The following is a 16349-nucleotide window of genomic DNA, read 5'->3' on the forward strand; positions in this document are numbered from 1 at the left end:
GCGCCTCCTCGCATACAGCCCTCCTTGGCCAGGCTCCTCTGCAGCTGCCCGCTAACATCTTGGCGATCAGCCGAGAAAGGGCTGGATTTCCTGCTCCGGATCGTCAATTCTGATTTGGAACTTACCATCCGTGCCGAACGCGGAGGAGATGTCCATGGAGGAAGCGCGTCGGGGCCAGTTTGTCCGCCAGGTCGGCGGTGAGCTTGTGTCGTCCGTCATCGCGCGGTCGAAGCCGATCAGGGTCGAACTGCTCAGCCGAACCTCGCGCCCCCGCATGAACTGGCACTTCCGCCAGCCCGAGCTGACCCTGTTCTGGTTCCGCAACGGCTGCTCACGGTTGCGGGCCACGATCAACGGCCGGCCCGTCGAGTACGATTTTTCCGAGGCGGCAAATCTCGCGCTGTTTCCCGCCGGCACCGAGATCGAGGGCGAATGGTCGGTCGGGCCCGCATTCGACTATGTCGTCGTGTTCCTCGATCCAACGTTCGTGCAGAGCCGCTTGAACGGCGTGATCGAACGGCCGGCGATTGCGTTCGGCCACGCCCAGCTCTGCCGCGGCCTCGCCGAACTCAGCGAGGAAGCCGCGACGCCAGACAATCTGTTCGATCTGTTCGCCGAGGGCTGGGCCAGCCAGGCGCTGGCCCACATGGCGCGGCTGTCGTGCGGCGTGGCACCGCCGAAGCCGCTGAGCCGCGGCGGATTGCCGGCGCTGAAGCTGCGGAAGATCGAGGAGTTCGTCCGGGCGAATCTCGACGAGACCATCTCGCTGTCGGCGCTGTCGGATGTCGCAGGCCTGAGCAAGCGGCATTTCCTGCGCGCCTTCCAGGAGAGCATCGGCACCAGCCCGCACCGCTATGTGCTCGGTCTGCGCATTGAATCGGCCAAGCGCCGCCTCGGCGAGACCAACGAGAGCCTCACCAGCATCGCGCTGGCGTCGGGCTTCAGCCACGCCCAGCATTTCTCGTCGGCGTTCCGGCAGGCGACGGGCGTAAGCCCATCCACATTCCGGCAGCAGCGCCGCGCCTGAGTTTCGGCGCTTTTCTGCAAGTCGCGGCGATTTCCCGCAAGCGGGCGCGGATGCGCTGGCGTAAGCCGGAGTTGCGCGCGGGGCTGGTCGCCTCAGCACATCTGAGAAGGAAACCAAGCATGCCAGGGCCATTGGCGGGAGTTCGCGTACTTGATCTGACCGGTGTCGTTTCTGGCCCGTTCGCGACGATGTTCCTGGCCGATCAGGGCGCGGATGTCCTGAAGGTCGAACCGATTGGCGGCGACATCACCCGCCGCAGCCGGGCCAATGTCGACAAGACCGGCGAGTTCTCGGCATTATTCATCTCGTCGAACCGCGGCAAGCGGTCGCTCTCGATCGACATGAAGACCGATGCCGGCCGGGACGTGCTGGGCAAGCTGGTGCTGCAGGCCGACGTGCTGGTGCAGAATTTCCGGCCAGGCACGATGGAACGTCTCGGGCTCGGTCCGGACGAGGTGCGCAGCAAGAATCCGCGGTTGATCTATGTCTCGATCAGCGGCGTCGGCGAGGACGGGCCTTATGCCAAGAAGCGCGTCTATGACCCGATCGTTCAGGCGCTGTCGGGCTTCTGCGATATCCAGGCGCAGCCGGTGACCAACCGTCCGCAGATGATCCGGACCATCGTGGCCGACAAGACGACGGCGGTCTATGCCGCGCAGGCAATCACAGCGGCGCTGTACGCCCGGGAAAAATCCGGCAGCGGCCAGCATATCCAGGTGGCGATGCTCGACGCGATGGTCGCCTATCTCTGGCCGGAGGGCATGATGCAATACACCGTGGTCGGCCGGGAGCAGACCACCTCGGATCCGAACGATCGTCCCGATCTCGTGTTTCAGACCTCGGACGGCTATCTCACCTGCGGGACGATCTCCGATTCGGAATGGCAGGGCTTCTGCAAGGCGACCGGCGATCCCGCGCTTGCCGCCGACGAGCGTTTCGCCACGCCGGCGTCGCGCTCGGTCAATGCGACCGCGCGCATCAACAAGATGCAGGACTATATCGGCAAGCACACCACCGCCGAATGGCTGACACGGCTCGATGCGGCCGACGTGCCCTGCGCGCCGATCCTGCGGCGCGGCGAGATCATCGCCAACGAGCAGGTGGTTGCGCGCGGGCTGATCGCCGAGCTGGAGCAGCCCGGGGTCGGCACCGTGCGGCAGCCGAAGCCTGCGGCGCGGTTCGAGGTCGATGCCGCCGCGATCGGCGGCCCGGCCCCGCGCATCGGCCAGCATACAAGGCAGGTGCTGTCTGACCTCGGCTACGGCGAAGCCGCCATCGCGGAGATGATCGCGCAGAAAGCCGTGCGCGCGGTCTGAGCGACCGCGCCGCGCAACGTATCCATTCCTGAACTGAACAACCGCCGTCGGTGGGAGATGTCCTATGGCCGAGATGAACAAGACTGCGTTGCTGGTTGGCGCGGGCGATGCGATCGGCGCCGCGGTCGCGCGGCGGTTCGCCGCCGGCGGCTACTCCGTCTGCATCGCACGGCGTGACCCGGCGAAATCGAGCACGCTGGTGGAGGAACTGACCGGCGCCGGAAGCAAGGTGCACGCGTTCGGCGTCGACGCGCGGCGCGAGACCGAGGTGCAGGAGCTTTGCGAGCGGGTCGAGCGCGAGATCGGGCCGATCGAGGTCTGCCTGTTCAATGCGGGCTCGAACGTGAAGAAAGACCTGCACGAGACCAGCGAGAAGCTGTTCTTCAAGGCCTGGGAGCTCGCCTGCATGGCCGGATTCCTGGTCGGACGCGAGGCGACGCGGCATATGCTGCGGCATGGTCGCGGCACCATGCTGTTCACCGGCGCAACCGCGAGCGTGCGCGGCAGCAGCGGCTTTGCGGCATTCGCATCCGCCAAGTTCGGCCTGCGCGCGGTCGCCCAGGCGATGGCGCGCGAGCTCGGACCGCAGAACATCCATGTCGCGCATCTGCTGATCGATGCCGGCGTCGACAGTCCGGCCATTCACCAGCGGATGGCCGATCGGGGTATCGGGGCATCAGAGATCCCGCCGGATTCCCTGACGAAGACGTCCTCCATCGCCGAGGCCTACTGGTTCGTGCACCAGCAAAGCCGCGACGGCTGGAGCCACGAGCTCGACCTGCGGCCGTCGGTCGAGAAATGGTGATGCCATGCCGGAGACACTGACGCTGTGGGGCGTGGGGACATCGCGGACGATCCGGGCCCATTGGGCATTGCATGAACTGGGCCTGGACTATCGCTGCCGGCCGATCCTGCCGCGCTCGGGCGAGACCAAGACTCCCGAATACACGGAGCTGAACCCGCGCCAGAAGATACCGCTGCTGCAGGATGGTGACTTCACGATCGGGGAGAGCGCCGCGATCGTCGCCTATCTGGCACGCACCTATTCCAATCTCGATGTTGCGTTGGTGCCGGTCGCGGCGCGCGATTTCGCGCGCTGGCTGGAATGGTGCTTCTTCATCGTGGCCGAGCTGGACTCGACCAGCCTTTACGTGATGCGCCGCCACGGCCTCCAGGGTCTTGCGCATATCTACGGCCACGCGCCCGACGTGGTCGGCAAGGCCGCGGAATATTTCCGCCAGCAGCTCAGGCACGTGGAAGTGGCGCTGTCCGATGGCCGCCAATATCTGATGGGCGATCAGTTCACCAGCGCGGACATCCTGCTGACGACTTGCCTGGTGTGGGCCATCGATTACGGCGTCGGGGTCTGCGATGTCGCGACGCCCTATCTCGACCGGGTCACCGCGCGGCCGGCCTACAAGGAGAGCGTCGCGGTCAACACCGTGAAGAACTGACCGGTCCTACGGCCTGTCTGCTCCGCCGATATCGCATGTCGGCGTTAGGCCGTAACGGCCGTGCAGCCCGCGCCAGAGGCCGGCGCACAGGACACCCAAGAGCTTGCGCATCGAACATCCCCCTCGACGGTCGCAGTGATGTCATCGTGCTGATGTCGCCGGCAAAATGACAGAGCCATTTCTGGGCACGCCTGCGTAGTTTTTGAGCAGAGCGTCATTGCGGTCGTGCCAAGCGCACCGGAAAATCTCATGAGATTCAAATACCGGCGCCGTGGCACGCCTCGTGCATCAAAGTCGCTGAGTTGGCCGCTAGGGTTCCGATCTTGCCAGGCAAGATGCTGGTCCGAGAGCAGCCGCTTGCGGGGGAGACATCCCCGCAGGTGCACGGCGGGATAAAAGCCCGGGAGACCTCGTTAGCCAAGGGATTGGCGGAGCGATGGTCTTTTCGCCAGTCCCTTTTTGTGAAGTTTCGCAAGAGGGATCGGCAATGAACAAGTTCTCTTTCTTCCTTCGCTCTGTTGTGATCGGCTGCGCAATTGCGCTCGCGGCCGCGCCCGCCGCCGACGCTGCCCCGAAGAAGAATTTCAAGGTCGCCTGGTCGATCTATGTCGGGTGGATGCCGTGGGGCTATGCGGCCGACACCGGCATCGTCAAGAAGTGGGCTGACAAATACGGCATCACGATCGAGGTCAAGCAGTTCAACGATTACGTCGAATCGATCAACCAGTACACCGCCGGCGGCTATGATGCCGTTACCATCACCAACATGGATGCGCTGTCGATTCCGGCGGCCGGCGGCGTCGACACGACCGCGGTCGTGATGGGTGACTTCTCCAACGGCAATGACGCCGTGATCCTGAAGAACAAGTCTGACCTCGCGGCGATCAAGGGACAGACCGTCAATCTGGTCGAGTTCTCGGTGTCGCATTATCTGCTGGCGCGTGCGCTCGAGACCAGCAAGCTCAGCGAGAAGGACGTCAAGGTCGTCAACACCTCGGATGCCGACATCGCAGCCGCCTACAAGACGCCTGATGTCAATGCGGTCGTGACCTGGAATCCGATCGTGACCGAAATCCTCGGATCGCCCGACGCCAAGAAGGTGTTCGATTCCTCGCAGATCCCCGGCGAGATCATGGACCTGATGGTGGTGAACACCGCGGTTGCCAAGGACAATCCGGATTTCGCCAAGGCGTTGGTCGGCATCTGGTACGAGACGCTGTCCAGGATGACCGCGAACGATCCCGCGGCGAAGGCCGCCAAGGAGGCGATGGCCAAGGCCTCCGGCACCGACCTCGCCGGTTTCGACAGCCAGCTCTCGACCACCAAGCTGTTCGACAAGGCAACCGACGCCGAAGCCTTCACGCGCAGCAAGACCGTCGGAGCGACCATGGATCGGGTCCGCAAGTTCCTGTTTGAGAAGGACCTGCTCGGCAAGGGCGCTAAATCGGCCGACGCCGTCGGCATCGAGCTCGCCGACAAGTCGGTGCTGGGCGACAAGGCGAACGTCAAGCTGCGCTTCGACCCGACCTATATGGACGAAGCCGCCAAAGGCAAGCTCTGACGCGCTCAACGCCGTCCTCAGACAGGAGCCGACGATGCGACTTGTGAACATACGGCCGGGACGGCAGACGCGATTCTATCTGCTCGCGCTGCCGTTCCTGTTGGTCGCAATCGCCTACTTCGCCGGCTCCAGCGCGCGGCTCGCGCAGAACCCGAACGACAAGCTGCTGCCGGCGCTGCCGAGCATGGTGCAGGCGGTCAAGCAGATGGCGTTCGAGGTCGACCCGCGCACCGGCAGCTATCTGATGGCGTCCGACACCGTCGCCAGCCTCGGGCGGCTGGGGTCGGCGCTGGCGATCTCGACGGTGGCCGCGTTGGTGCTCGGCATCGTGATCGGGCTGCTGCCGGGCGCCAATGCATTGCTAGGGCCGTTCGTGTCGGTGACCTCGATGGTGCCGCCGCTGGCATTGTTGCCGATCCTGTTCATCGTGATGGGGCTAGGGGAGAATTCCAAGATCGCGCTGATCGTGATCGGCACGCTGCCCTGCATGGTCCGCGACCTTGCCATGAAGGTGCAGGAGCTGCCGCGCGAGCAGATCGTCAAGGCGCAGACGCTCGGCGCCTCGACCTGGCAGATCGCGCTGCGCGTCGCGATGCCGCAAACCCTGCCGCGGCTGATCGACGTGCTGCGGCTGCAGCTCGGCCCGGCGTGGCTGTTCCTGATCGCGGCCGAGGCGATCGCCTCGGATTCCGGGCTCGGCTACCGGATATTCCTGGTGCGCCGCTATCTCGCGATGGACGTCATCATCCCCTATGTCGCCTGGATCACGCTGCTGGCGTTCCTGATCGATGTCGGCCTGCGCGTCCTGCAACGCAAGGCGTTTCCCTGGTTTGCCTCGGTGAGGGCGGAATGAGCGCGATCCGGTTTGACGACGTCTGGAAGGAATACGGCGACCACATCGTGCTCGAGCGCATCACGATGGAGGTCGAGCCGCGCGCCTTCATCGCGCTGGTCGGCCCGTCCGGTTGCGGCAAGACCACGCTGCTGCGGATGCTGCTCGGCGAGGAGCAGCCGACGCGCGGCCAAATCCTGGTTGACGGCAAACCGTTGCCGGGCGAACCGGACGCCGACCGCGGCGTGGTGTTCCAGCGCTACTCGGTGTTTCCGCATCTCACCGTTCTGCAGAACGTCATGCTCGGCCGCGAGTTGCGCGACGCCAGGTTCACCGGTCGGTTGTTCGGCGCTGCGCGGCGCGCCGCCGCCGACGATGCCATGAAGCTGCTCGCCGAAGTCGGCCTCGCCGGTCAGGAGAGCAAATATCCGTCGGCGCTGTCGGGCGGCATGCAGCAGCGCCTCGCGCTGGCGCAGGCGATCATGCGCGGTCCGAAGATTCTCTTGCTCGACGAGCCATTCGGCGCACTCGATCCGGGTATCCGCGCCGATATCCATGTCCTGATGAAGCGGCTGTGGAACGAGACGCATCTCACCGTCGTGATGGTGACGCATGATCTCAGCGAAGCATTCGGGCTCGCGACGCGCGTGATTGCGCTGGAGCGTTCGCGCAACCGGCCCGAGGAGCGCGAGCGCTACGGCGCCACGGTGTCGCGCGATCTCGAGATTTTCCCGCGCCGCAGCGCCGAGCCGCGCGCGATCGTTCAATCAGCTCCGGCCGGGACGACCCGGTCAGGCAAGGAGCATCAGCCGGGACGGCCCGGCGCTCTCGTCTTGAAGGAGCAACCATGATCCTCACAGAGGAACAGAAGGCCGAGGTCGCGGCGCACACGCGGCGCTACAACGAGCTGAAGGCAGCGGGGCAGGAGCATGCGCCGCGCGCGCTGCCAGTGCCGACGTCGCGGGACGCCGCGCCGATCGCTGCCGACGCGATCATTCACCGGGAGGTTATTCCGGCCGGCTGGTACTGGACCACGCGGCTCAACCGTGGCGATGCGCTGCGCATCGTCAACACGGCGGGGACATCCACGGTCAGCCTGCTGGCCTGGAATGCGTCCGATCCCAGTGAACGGCTGAACCACGCCGACACCATCAAGGTGCAGTGGGCGGCGCGGCTGCAGAAGGGACGCGTCCTGCTGTCCGACATGGGGCGGGCGCTGCTCGGCATCACCGAGGACACCAGCGCCGCGCATGATGCTGTGGTCGGCGGCTCGACCACTGCCACCAACCAGGCGAAATACGGCGACGGCAATTTTCGCAACACGCGCGACAACTTCATTCTCGCAGCAAGCAAGCTCGGGCTCGACCGCCGCGACGTGCATCCCTGCGTCAGCTTCTTTGCGCCGGTCGCGATCGACGCGGATGGAAGATTTGTCTGGTCGGCGCCGCGCCGCGCCAAGGGCGACTTCGTCGATCTGCGCGCCGAGATGGATCTGTTGATCGCGCTGTCGAACTGTCCGCATCCGCTCGATCCCGCTTCGAGCTACCCGCAGGCGAGCGTGGAGATCGTGCGCTATCGCGCCAAGGGGCCTGCGGCCGATGATCTGTGTCGCACCGCGACTGCGGAGGCAATCCGCGCCTTCGAGAACAATGCACTGTACTTCGGCGAGACCAGCGAAGGAGCGATGCAATGACCGTGCAATCCGCTCAGGCCAACGGCCGTATTGTTCTCGACGTTGAGATTGCCGCGCGAAAGCCGTGGTCGGCGATCGTCCGCAAGGGGCAGACCCTGCGCATCACCGATACCCATGGCCAGCAGGCGGTCGATACGCTGTTCTATTGCGCCAGTGATTTCGGCGAGCGCTACAGCGGGCAGGATACGCTGCGCGCGCAGGGCTCGGCCTATGTCGGGCTCGGCACACGGATCATGTCCAACGAAGGCCGCGTGATGCTGCGCGTCACGGCGGACAGTTGCGGCCTGCATGATACGTCGGCGGGTGCCTGTTCCTGCGAGAGCAACACCGTGCGGTTCGGGCACCAGACCCGCTACCAGCACGCCTGCCGCGAGAACTTCGTGATCGAGGCCGCGAAATACGGGTTGTCGAAGCGCGACATCGTGCCGAACCTGAACTTCTTCATGAACGTGCCGATCGACCCCGCCGGCAATTTCACCGTGGTCGACGGTGTCTCGAAGCCCGGCGACGCCATCGAGCTGGTCGCCGAGATGGACGTGCTGTGCCTGATCTCGAACTGCCCGCAGATCAACAATCCCTGCAACGGCTTCTTCCCGACGCCGATCCAGGTGACGATCTTCGAGCCGGAGGCGTGAGGCATGTTCAGCAAGGTCCTGATTGCCAACCGCGGCGAGATCGCCGGGCGGATCGGCAGAACATTGCGCCATATGGGCATCGCTTCGGTCGCGGTCTATTCCGATGCCGACCGCTTCACCCGGCCGGTGCTCGAGGCTGACGAGGCCGTGCGCATCGGCCCGGCGCCCGCCGCCGAGAGCTATCTCGACGTCGATGCGATCATGGCGGCGTGCCTCGCGACCGGTGCGCAGGCGGTGCATCCCGGCTACGGCTTCCTGTCGGAGAACCGCCGCTTTGCGGAGCGGCTCGCCGAGCACGGCATCAGCTTCATCGGGCCGCGGCCGGAGCATCTCGACGCTTTCGGTCTCAAGCACAAGGCACGTGAGATCGCCGAGCGGAGCGGCGTGCCGCTGCTGCCGGGCTCTGGCCTGCTGGAGACCATCGACGAGGCGGTGCGCGAGGCTGAGCGGATCGGCTTTCCGGTGATGCTGAAGAGCACGGCGGGCGGCGGCGGCATCGGCATGCAGCTCTGCCACGATATGGCGACACTGCGCGAAAGATTCGAATCGGTACAGCGCACGGCGCGCGCGAGTTTTGGCGATGCCAGGGTCTATCTCGAGCGCTTCGTCGCCCAGGCGCGCCACATCGAGGTGCAGATCTTCGGCAACGGCAAGGGCGATGTGGTCGCGCTCGGCGAGCGCGACTGCTCCTTGCAGCGGCGCAACCAGAAGGTCTTTGAGGAGACGCCCGCGCCGGGGCTCACTGCCGAGACCCGCCGGCGGCTGCATGCGGCCGCGGTGGCGCTCGGCAAAGCCGTTGCTTACGAATCCGCCGGCACCGTGGAATTCATCTACGACGTCGCGCGCGAGGATTTCTACTTCCTCGAGGTCAATACCCGCCTCCAGGTCGAGCACCCCGTCACCGAGCAGGTCACCGGCGTCGACCTCGTCGAATGGATGATCCGGCAGGCGGCGGGCGAGGACGTTCTGGGGCATGCGGGCACGCCGACGCCGAAAGGCGCGGCGATCGAGGTGCGGCTCTATGCCGAGAACCCGGGGGCCGGCTTTCGCCCGAGCGCGGGACGGCTGACGCAGGTGACGTTCTCGCCGGACGCACGGATCGACGGCTGGATCGAGACCGGCAGCGAAGTGACGCCGTTCTACGATCCGATGCTGGCCAAGATCATCGTTGCCGCCGAGACGCGCGAGGCCGCGATCGCAAAGCTGACGCAGGCGCTCGATGACACGGTCGTCGCCGGCATCGAGACCAATCTCGATTATCTGCGCGCGATCGCGGCGTCCGACGTGTTCCGCAGCGGGCAGGTCGCGACCAGCGTGCTGGGCGCATTCGCCTATCGTCCGCGCACCATCGATGTCGTCGCGCCCGGCGCGCAGAGCGGGGTGCAGGAATTGCCGGGCCGGCTGCGCCTCTGGCATGTCGGCGTGCCGCCGAGCGGTCCGATGGACGAGCGGTCGTTTCGTCTCGCCAATTGCGTGGTCGGCAACCCGGAAGCAACGACCGCGCTGGAGCTGACGGTCAACGGGCCGACTTTGCGCTTCAACTCCGATGCGATCGTCGCGCTCGCTGGTGCGCGCATGAAGGCATCGCTCGATGGTGCCGAGATCGCCTACGACGAGCCGGTCGCGGTGCGTGCCGGCCAGACACTGGTCATCGGGAGTATCAAGGGCCCGGGCCAGCGCAGCTATCTCGCCGTGCGTGGCGGCATCGACGTGCCCGAGATCCTTGGCTCGCGTGCGGTGTTCGCGCTCGGTGCATTCGGCGGCCATGCGACGGGCGCGCTGAAGGCCGGCGACGTCCTGCATATCGGCGCCGAGACGCCGGGCCTTGCCGCACCTCGGCGCGCAACGGAGGACGAACAGCCGAAGCTCACATCGGCGTGGCAGATCGGCGTGGTCTACGGTCCGCATGGCGCGCCGGACTTTTTCCTCGACGAGGACATCGAGACGCTGTTTGCGGCGAGCTATGAGGTGCACTTCAACAGCGCGCGCACCGGCGTGCGGTTGATCGGGCCGAAGCCGCGCTGGGCGCGTGCCGATGGCGGCGAGGCCGGGCTGCATCCGTCCAATATCCATGACAACGCCTATGCGGTCGGCTCGATCGATTTCACCGGCGACATGCCGATCATTCTCGGGCCCGACGGGCCGAGCCTCGGCGGCTTCGTCTGCCCGGCGGTGGTCGCGCGCGACGAGCTCTGGAAGGTCGGACAGCTTCGACCCGGCGACACCGTTCGCTTCGTTCCGGTGAAACGCGACGATCCGGTGGCCGGGCCCACGGTGCTGCGCGCGCCCGAGCTCGGTTCGGCGATCGTCGGCCGCAACGAAGACGGCCCGATCCCGGTGGTGTACCGCCGCGCCGGCGACGACAATCTCTTGGTTGAGTATGGCCCGATGGAGCTCGACATCGCGCTGCGGCTGCGCGTGCATGTGCTGGCGCAGGCGCTGGAAGAAGCCAAGCTCGGTGGCCTGATCGATCTGACGCCCGGCATCCGCTCGCTCCAGATTCACTACGACGGCACGGCGCTGTCGCGCGGAAAACTGCTCGACGTGCTGCGCAGGATCGAGCGCGAATTGCCAGCTGTCGACGCGATGCGGGTGCCGAGCCGCACCGTGCATCTGCCGCTGTCATGGCGCGATCCGCAGGCCGAGCTCGCGATGCGCAAATATCAGGAGCTGGTGCGCGCGGATGCGCCGTGGTGTCCGTCGAACGTCGAGTTCATCCGCCGCATCAACGGGCTCGGTAGCGAGGACGATGTCCGCCGCATCGTGTTCGATGCCGACTATTTCGTGCTCGGTCTCGGCGACGTCTATCTCGGTGCGCCGGTGGCGACGCCGCTCGACCCGAGGCATCGGCTGGTGACCACGAAATACAATCCGGCGCGGACCTGGACGCCGGAGAACGCGGTCGGGATCGGCGGCGCCTATATGTGCATCTACGGCATGGAAGGGCCGGGCGGCTATCAGCTGTTCGGCCGCACCATCCAGGTCTGGAACAGCTGGCGCACGACGAAAGTGTTCGAGCCGGGTCATCCCTGGCTGCTGCGGTTCTTCGACAAGATCCGCTTCTTTCCGGTCGATGCCGACGAACTGCTCGACGCCCGCGCCGCGTTCCCGCACGGCCAGTACGACATCAGGATCGAGCAGGACGAATTCTCCTACGCCGACTATGCGAAGCAGTTGGCCGCGACGCAGCCGTCGATCGCTGCATTCAAGGCGACGCAGCAGGCCGCGTTCGATGCCGAACGCCAGCGCTGGCGCGAGATGAAGCTCGACGAAGCGCCGGCGGAATCGATCGAGACTGCCGCAGTTGCGACCGGAATTCCCGACGGCCAGGTCGGCGCGTTCTCAGAAGTGCCGGGCAACATCTGGAAGATCCTGGTCGAGGAGGGCGCCGAGGTCGCGGCCGGCGACGTGCTGGCCATCATCGAGTCCATGAAGATGGAGATCTCGGTGCTCTCGCCCGCCGCGGGCCGCATCGCGTCGGTCCCGGTGAAGCCGGGGCAGACGTTGCGGTCGGGCGATGTCGTGGCGTTGATACGGCCAGGGTAAGACACGATCGGGAAAAGCGCGGAACGGTTCTCCGAGAGGATCACGCGCAAACACGCGAGGTCCGCGAACTCTGCCATCGCTCGCGTCGGCCGCGGCTGGCGGTGAACGCGATCGGCATGCTGCGCGTTCGCAACTCGGCAGCCGGCGAGGAGACGGGCCTTCAAAATCCGCCCGGTGCGATGTGATCGCAAGGCTGGAACATAGTGAGCAAGTGCGCTTTGTTCCGGATGACGTCTGCAAAGGCAGGTTCCCATGCCCAATCGCGACATCGTCGTGATCGGCGGCTCGGCAGGGGCGGTGCCGGCGTTGAAGGACATCCTCCGACGGTTGCCGGCTGATCTGCCGGCCGCAATCTGCATCGTATTGCACATCCCGGCCCAGGGCGTCGGCATCCTCTCCACAGTCGCAACCGCCGCCGGCCAGCTATCGGTCCGGCGAGCAGAAAGCGGCATGGCGATCGAGAACGGCCACGTCTATCTGGCCGTACCGGATCACCATCTCTTGATTGACGATGGGCACCTCGTGCTTGGCCGCGGACCGCGCGAGAACCTGACCCGGCCTGCAATCGACCCGTTGTTTCGCTCGGCCGCACTGCACTACGGCCCCCGCGTGATCGGTGTCGTGCTCAGCGGCATGTTGTCCGACGGCGCGGCAGGCCTCGGCGCGATCAAGCGGTGCGGCGGGATCGCGCTGGTTCAGGACCCGCAGGACGCCATGTCCGGCGAAATGCCGCTCCGGGCGCTGGAGGCGACCACGGTCGATCTCTGCATGCCCGGCGCCCGGATGGGCGATGTGTTGCCAGATCTGGTTCGGGAGCGGCCGGGCGCGGTCCTGCCGATCCCGCCCCAAATCGCGCTTGAAGTGAAGATCGCGGCGGGCGAACGGATCAGCAGCGATGCGCTGGCCGATGTTGCCGATCCCGCGCCGTTGACTTGCCCGGCATGCGGGAGCGTGCTTTCCGGGTCCGACATGGGACACGTTGTTCGATTCCGCCATCAGCTCGGCGCCCATACCGCCGACATAGCCTCCAAGCAACCGGAGGACAGCACGGACGAGGCGCTTCGGTTCGCGCTTCGCATCATCGAGCAGCACGCCGAACGCGTAAATCGAAGCGGGTGGCCGACGATTGCGCGAATGTACGACGCGCGCCGGCGAATATCGCGAATATGCCGACACGATTCGCCGCGTCATGCTAGGATCGGCTGCTCCGGAGCACCGGACGCTGAAGGAGCCGCGATGGACGACGCCGATTGTGCGAACTGGGCGCATCAGTTGCGGTCCGAGCGACGGCTCTTGACCAAGGCGGAATTCGATATCGAGCAGGGCAGGCGGCGTCTCCGCAAACAGCAAGACCTGCTGGAAAGGCTGCAACGAGCCGGCCACGACACCAGGCAGGCCGAGCATCTGGCCGGTTCGCTCGAACGGACTCTGGTCGAATGGGAGCGTCACCGCGGCCTGATTGAACAGCGGATTGACTATCTCGAGCGGCACGTGGCGCCCCACGAATCGCGGGCAGGATAGTCAGCGCGCTGGCATGCCGCGAAGCAACGGCCGTCGGCCGGGCTGATGCGCCATTGGCGTCCCCGATCCCGATGGCGACCACCGCCTAACCGGATTCCCAAAGGGGGCGGGATCAATTTCTTGCGTTGGGTCGGGAACAAACTCTGGTATCACTATTGCTGGCGAGACGCCGCAGGAGAATGAGAGTCAGAGCACTTATGGATGAAAAAACGGAAGGCGGAGGAGACAACCGCCAATCCAAGGCACCGCTGATTATAGGGATTGGTGCCTCCGGCGGCGCGCTGGATAGTATCGAGCGCTTTTTCTCCAGGTTAAGTCTGCATCCGGACCAGGCCATCGTGCTTGCGTTGCAACATCGGGACGGTGACGACACGGCCCTGCGCGACGTGGTGCAACGATCGCTGGGAGCCACGCTGTCCGAAATCAATGACGGCCAGCTCGCCGAGGGAGGCACGATCTACCTTTGTCCGCCGGACATGATCACAACGGTCCACGGCGACCGGCTGCTGGTCCGGCGCACCGAGCAGACGCGCGGCGAGCGGGCGACCATCGACAGCTTCCTGATCTCGCTGGCTGAGGAGCGGGCCGAGCTGTCCATTGGCATCGTGCTTGCGGGCACCGGCGCTGACGGCACGCTGGGGGTCGCCACCCTGAAGCATCACGGCGGCCTGGCAATCGCCGAACGCATCGGCGATGGCGCCGATGGCCAATCCGGACCGCATGAGGAAGACAGCTCGGCCGCGGCGATCGCCGATTTTGTGCTGCCGCCCGAGGAGATCGCCGAGCACGTCGCCGTCTACGCCCGCCATCTGCGCCGCCTCGAGGAGAAGCTGGGCTTCGACGAGGTGCTGGCCGGGGCGGCAACTTCGCTGGCGCGCATTGCCGACATCCTTCGCAGCAAGACCGGCAACGACTTCCACGGCTACAAGCAGAAGACCTTCCTGCGCCGCGTCCAACGCCGCATGCAGGTGGTGCAGATCGGCGACATCTCTGACTATGTCGATTTCCTGAGAAACGACAAGGACGAGGCGCAGCACCTGTTCAACGACCTCCTGATCGGCGTGACGGAATTCTTTCGCGACAAGAAAGAGTTCGATGTCCTCGAAAAACAGATCATCCCGAAGATCTTTGAGGGGAGGAGCGCGGGCCAGCAGGTCCGCGTCTGGGTGCTCGGGTGCTCTACGGGCGAGGAGGCCTATTCCATCGGTATCCTGCTCCGCGAACATATGGCGCATCTCGACTCGACACCTCAGGTGCAGATATTCGCGACCGACATCGATGGACGTGCGCTGGCCACTGCGCGGGTCGGGCGCTATCGCACCAGTATCGAGGGCGACATATCGCCGGAAAGGTTGGCGCGCTGGTTCGTGCGTGAAGGCGAAACCTATTGCGTCGTCAAAGAGCTGCGCGAGATGTGCATTTTCTCTCAGCACAATCTGATCAAGGACGCGCCGTTCTCGAAGATCGATCTGGTCTCCTGCCGCAATCTCCTGATCTATCTCAACACCGAACTGCAGAATCGCGTGATCCCTTTGTTCCACTTCGCGCTGCTGCCGGAACGGTTCCTGTTCCTCGGCAACTCCGAGAACGTCACGCGGCATCTCAATCTGTTTGCACCGGTCGACCGCCGCGCGCGCATTTTCAGGAGGCTGGAGACCGGGACACGGCTGCCGCCGGAATTCCCCATCACGACGGCGGCCGGGCGGACTGCGGTCGACGTGCCGCCGTTGCGCTCCCCTGGCCCGGATATCGGGCTCGAGCGCCGCGCCCAGCGCATCACCGAACGCCACGCGCCGGCCTATGTGATCACCGACGAAAATTTCCACATCCTGCATTTCTCAGGCCGCACCGGCCGCTATATCGAGCCGACGGCAGGCACGGCGTCGCTCGACTTGCTGCAACTGGTCCATCGCGATCTCAGGCTCGAGCTGCGCGCCGCGCTCGGCCGTGCAGCCGAAACCAATGAAGCGGAGCATGCCGAACAGGTCGAGTTCGGCGCCAACGGGCATCGCATACCGGTCGATATCACGGTCGAGCCGATGCAGGACGGCCCCAACGGCCGCCGCAATTTCGTCGTCCTGTTCAAGGACGGCCCGATCCGACCCGTCGACCGCACCGATGGCAAGCCCAACGTTCGGGTCAGGAGCGAACATGTCGAGCGGCTGGAAAGCGAACTACGCGCCACCCGTGAGCGGCTGCAAGCCACGATCGAGGAGCTCGAAAGCACCAACGAGGAGCTGAAGTCCTCCAACGAGGAGTATCAGTCCCTCAATGAGGAATTGCAATCCGCCAACGAAGAACTGGAGACTTCGCGGGAGGAGTTGCAATCCGTCAACGAAGAGCTGACCACCGTCAACGGCGAGCTGGCGCTCCGCGTGCAGGATCTCACCCGGGCTTCCAGCGACCTGAGAAATTTCCTCGAGAGCACGCAGATTGCAACCGTGTTCCTCGACAATGATCTGAAGGTGATGAACTTCACGCCGGCGATCACCCAGTTGCTGCATCTGGTCGAGACCGACGTCGGCCGGCCGATCGCCCACATCAAGGCGCGCATCCCGATCGAGGATCTCTATGATGACGCACGGCGCGTGCTACGGACGCTGGCGAGTGCCGAGCGCGAGCTGATCGCGCCCGACGGCGGCACCCGCTACGCCGTGCGCATTCTGCCCTACCGAAGCATCGACAATTTCATCGCCGGTGTCGTGATCACGTTCGTCGACGTCACGGCGATCGCGCGGTTGGAGGATCGTTAGCCGACCCGATC

At 65.3% G+C, this 16349-nt stretch carries 11 protein-coding genes, 2 pseudogenes and 1 riboswitch; all 13 genes and pseudogenes read left to right on the plus strand.

Annotated elements, in window-relative coordinates:
- Window positions 1-154 precede the first annotated feature (154 nt).
- Entirely contained in the window at window positions 155-1027 is an 873-nt protein-coding gene (locus tag CK489_RS12080; RefSeq protein ID WP_095732480.1) for an AraC family transcriptional regulator, read from the plus strand.
- 119 nt (window positions 1028-1146) lie between these two features.
- Complete coding sequence (locus tag CK489_RS12085; protein WP_050630634.1) at window positions 1147-2343, plus strand: CaiB/BaiF CoA transferase family protein; 1197 nt, start codon at window positions 1147-1149, stop codon at window positions 2341-2343.
- Window positions 2344-2407: 64 nt separating this feature from the next.
- Window positions 2408-3148 (plus strand): SDR family NAD(P)-dependent oxidoreductase, encoded by a 741-nt coding sequence (locus tag CK489_RS12090; protein WP_095732481.1) that lies wholly within the window; start codon window positions 2408-2410, stop codon window positions 3146-3148.
- Between the two features lie 4 nt (window positions 3149-3152).
- Window positions 3153-3797, plus strand: coding sequence for a glutathione S-transferase family protein (locus CK489_RS12095; RefSeq protein WP_095732482.1), 645 nt, complete (start codon window positions 3153-3155; stop codon window positions 3795-3797).
- A 298-nt stretch (window positions 3798-4095) separates the two neighbouring features.
- A riboswitch (guanidine-I (ykkC/yxkD leader) is annotated at window positions 4096-4206 on the plus strand.
- A gap of 78 nt (window positions 4207-4284) precedes the next feature.
- Window positions 4285-5358, plus strand: a complete 1074-nt coding sequence (locus CK489_RS12100) for a putative urea ABC transporter substrate-binding protein (protein ID WP_095732483.1) — start codon at window positions 4285-4287, stop codon at window positions 5356-5358.
- 34 nt (window positions 5359-5392) lie between these two features.
- Window positions 5393-6211 (plus strand): ABC transporter permease, encoded by an 819-nt coding sequence (locus CK489_RS12105; RefSeq protein ID WP_050630638.1) that lies wholly within the window; start codon window positions 5393-5395, stop codon window positions 6209-6211.
- Entirely contained in the window at window positions 6208-7041 is an 834-nt protein-coding gene (locus CK489_RS12110) for an ABC transporter ATP-binding protein (protein ID WP_143278126.1), read from the plus strand. Before CK489_RS12105 ends, CK489_RS12110 begins: the two co-directional genes overlap by 4 nt.
- Complete coding sequence (locus CK489_RS12115) at window positions 7038-7883, plus strand: urea amidolyase associated protein UAAP1 (RefSeq protein ID WP_095732516.1); 846 nt, start codon at window positions 7038-7040, stop codon at window positions 7881-7883. The genes CK489_RS12110 and CK489_RS12115 overlap by 4 nt, the downstream gene beginning before the upstream one ends.
- The gene (locus CK489_RS12120) at window positions 7880-8518 is read left to right on the plus strand and encodes an urea amidolyase associated protein UAAP2 (protein WP_198960911.1); all 639 of its coding nucleotides are present in this window, start codon (window positions 7880-7882) and stop codon (window positions 8516-8518) included. Before CK489_RS12115 ends, CK489_RS12120 begins: the two co-directional genes overlap by 4 nt.
- Before the next feature lie 3 nt (window positions 8519-8521).
- Window positions 8522-12064 carry an urea carboxylase gene (gene uca, locus CK489_RS12125; RefSeq protein WP_095732484.1) on the plus strand — a complete coding sequence of 1181 codons (3543 nt, stop codon included), beginning with the start codon at window positions 8522-8524 and terminating at the stop codon, window positions 12062-12064.
- A gap of 252 nt (window positions 12065-12316) precedes the next feature.
- A pseudogene (locus CK489_RS12130) lies at window positions 12317-13361 on the plus strand (chemotaxis protein CheB).
- Window positions 13358-13585, plus strand: a complete 228-nt coding sequence (locus tag CK489_RS12135) for a hypothetical protein (RefSeq protein WP_050630643.1) — start codon at window positions 13358-13360, stop codon at window positions 13583-13585. The pseudogene CK489_RS12130 and the gene CK489_RS12135 overlap by 4 nt, the downstream one beginning before the upstream one ends.
- A gap of 197 nt (window positions 13586-13782) precedes the next feature.
- Window positions 13783-16335: pseudogene (locus tag CK489_RS12140) on the plus strand (CheR family methyltransferase); the annotation flags it as partial.
- Between the last annotated feature and the right edge of the window lie 14 nt (window positions 16336-16349).

This window comes from Bradyrhizobium sp. UFLA03-84, assembly GCF_002289535.1.
In the GTDB taxonomy this organism is placed as follows: domain Bacteria; phylum Pseudomonadota; class Alphaproteobacteria; order Rhizobiales; family Xanthobacteraceae; genus Bradyrhizobium; species Bradyrhizobium viridifuturi.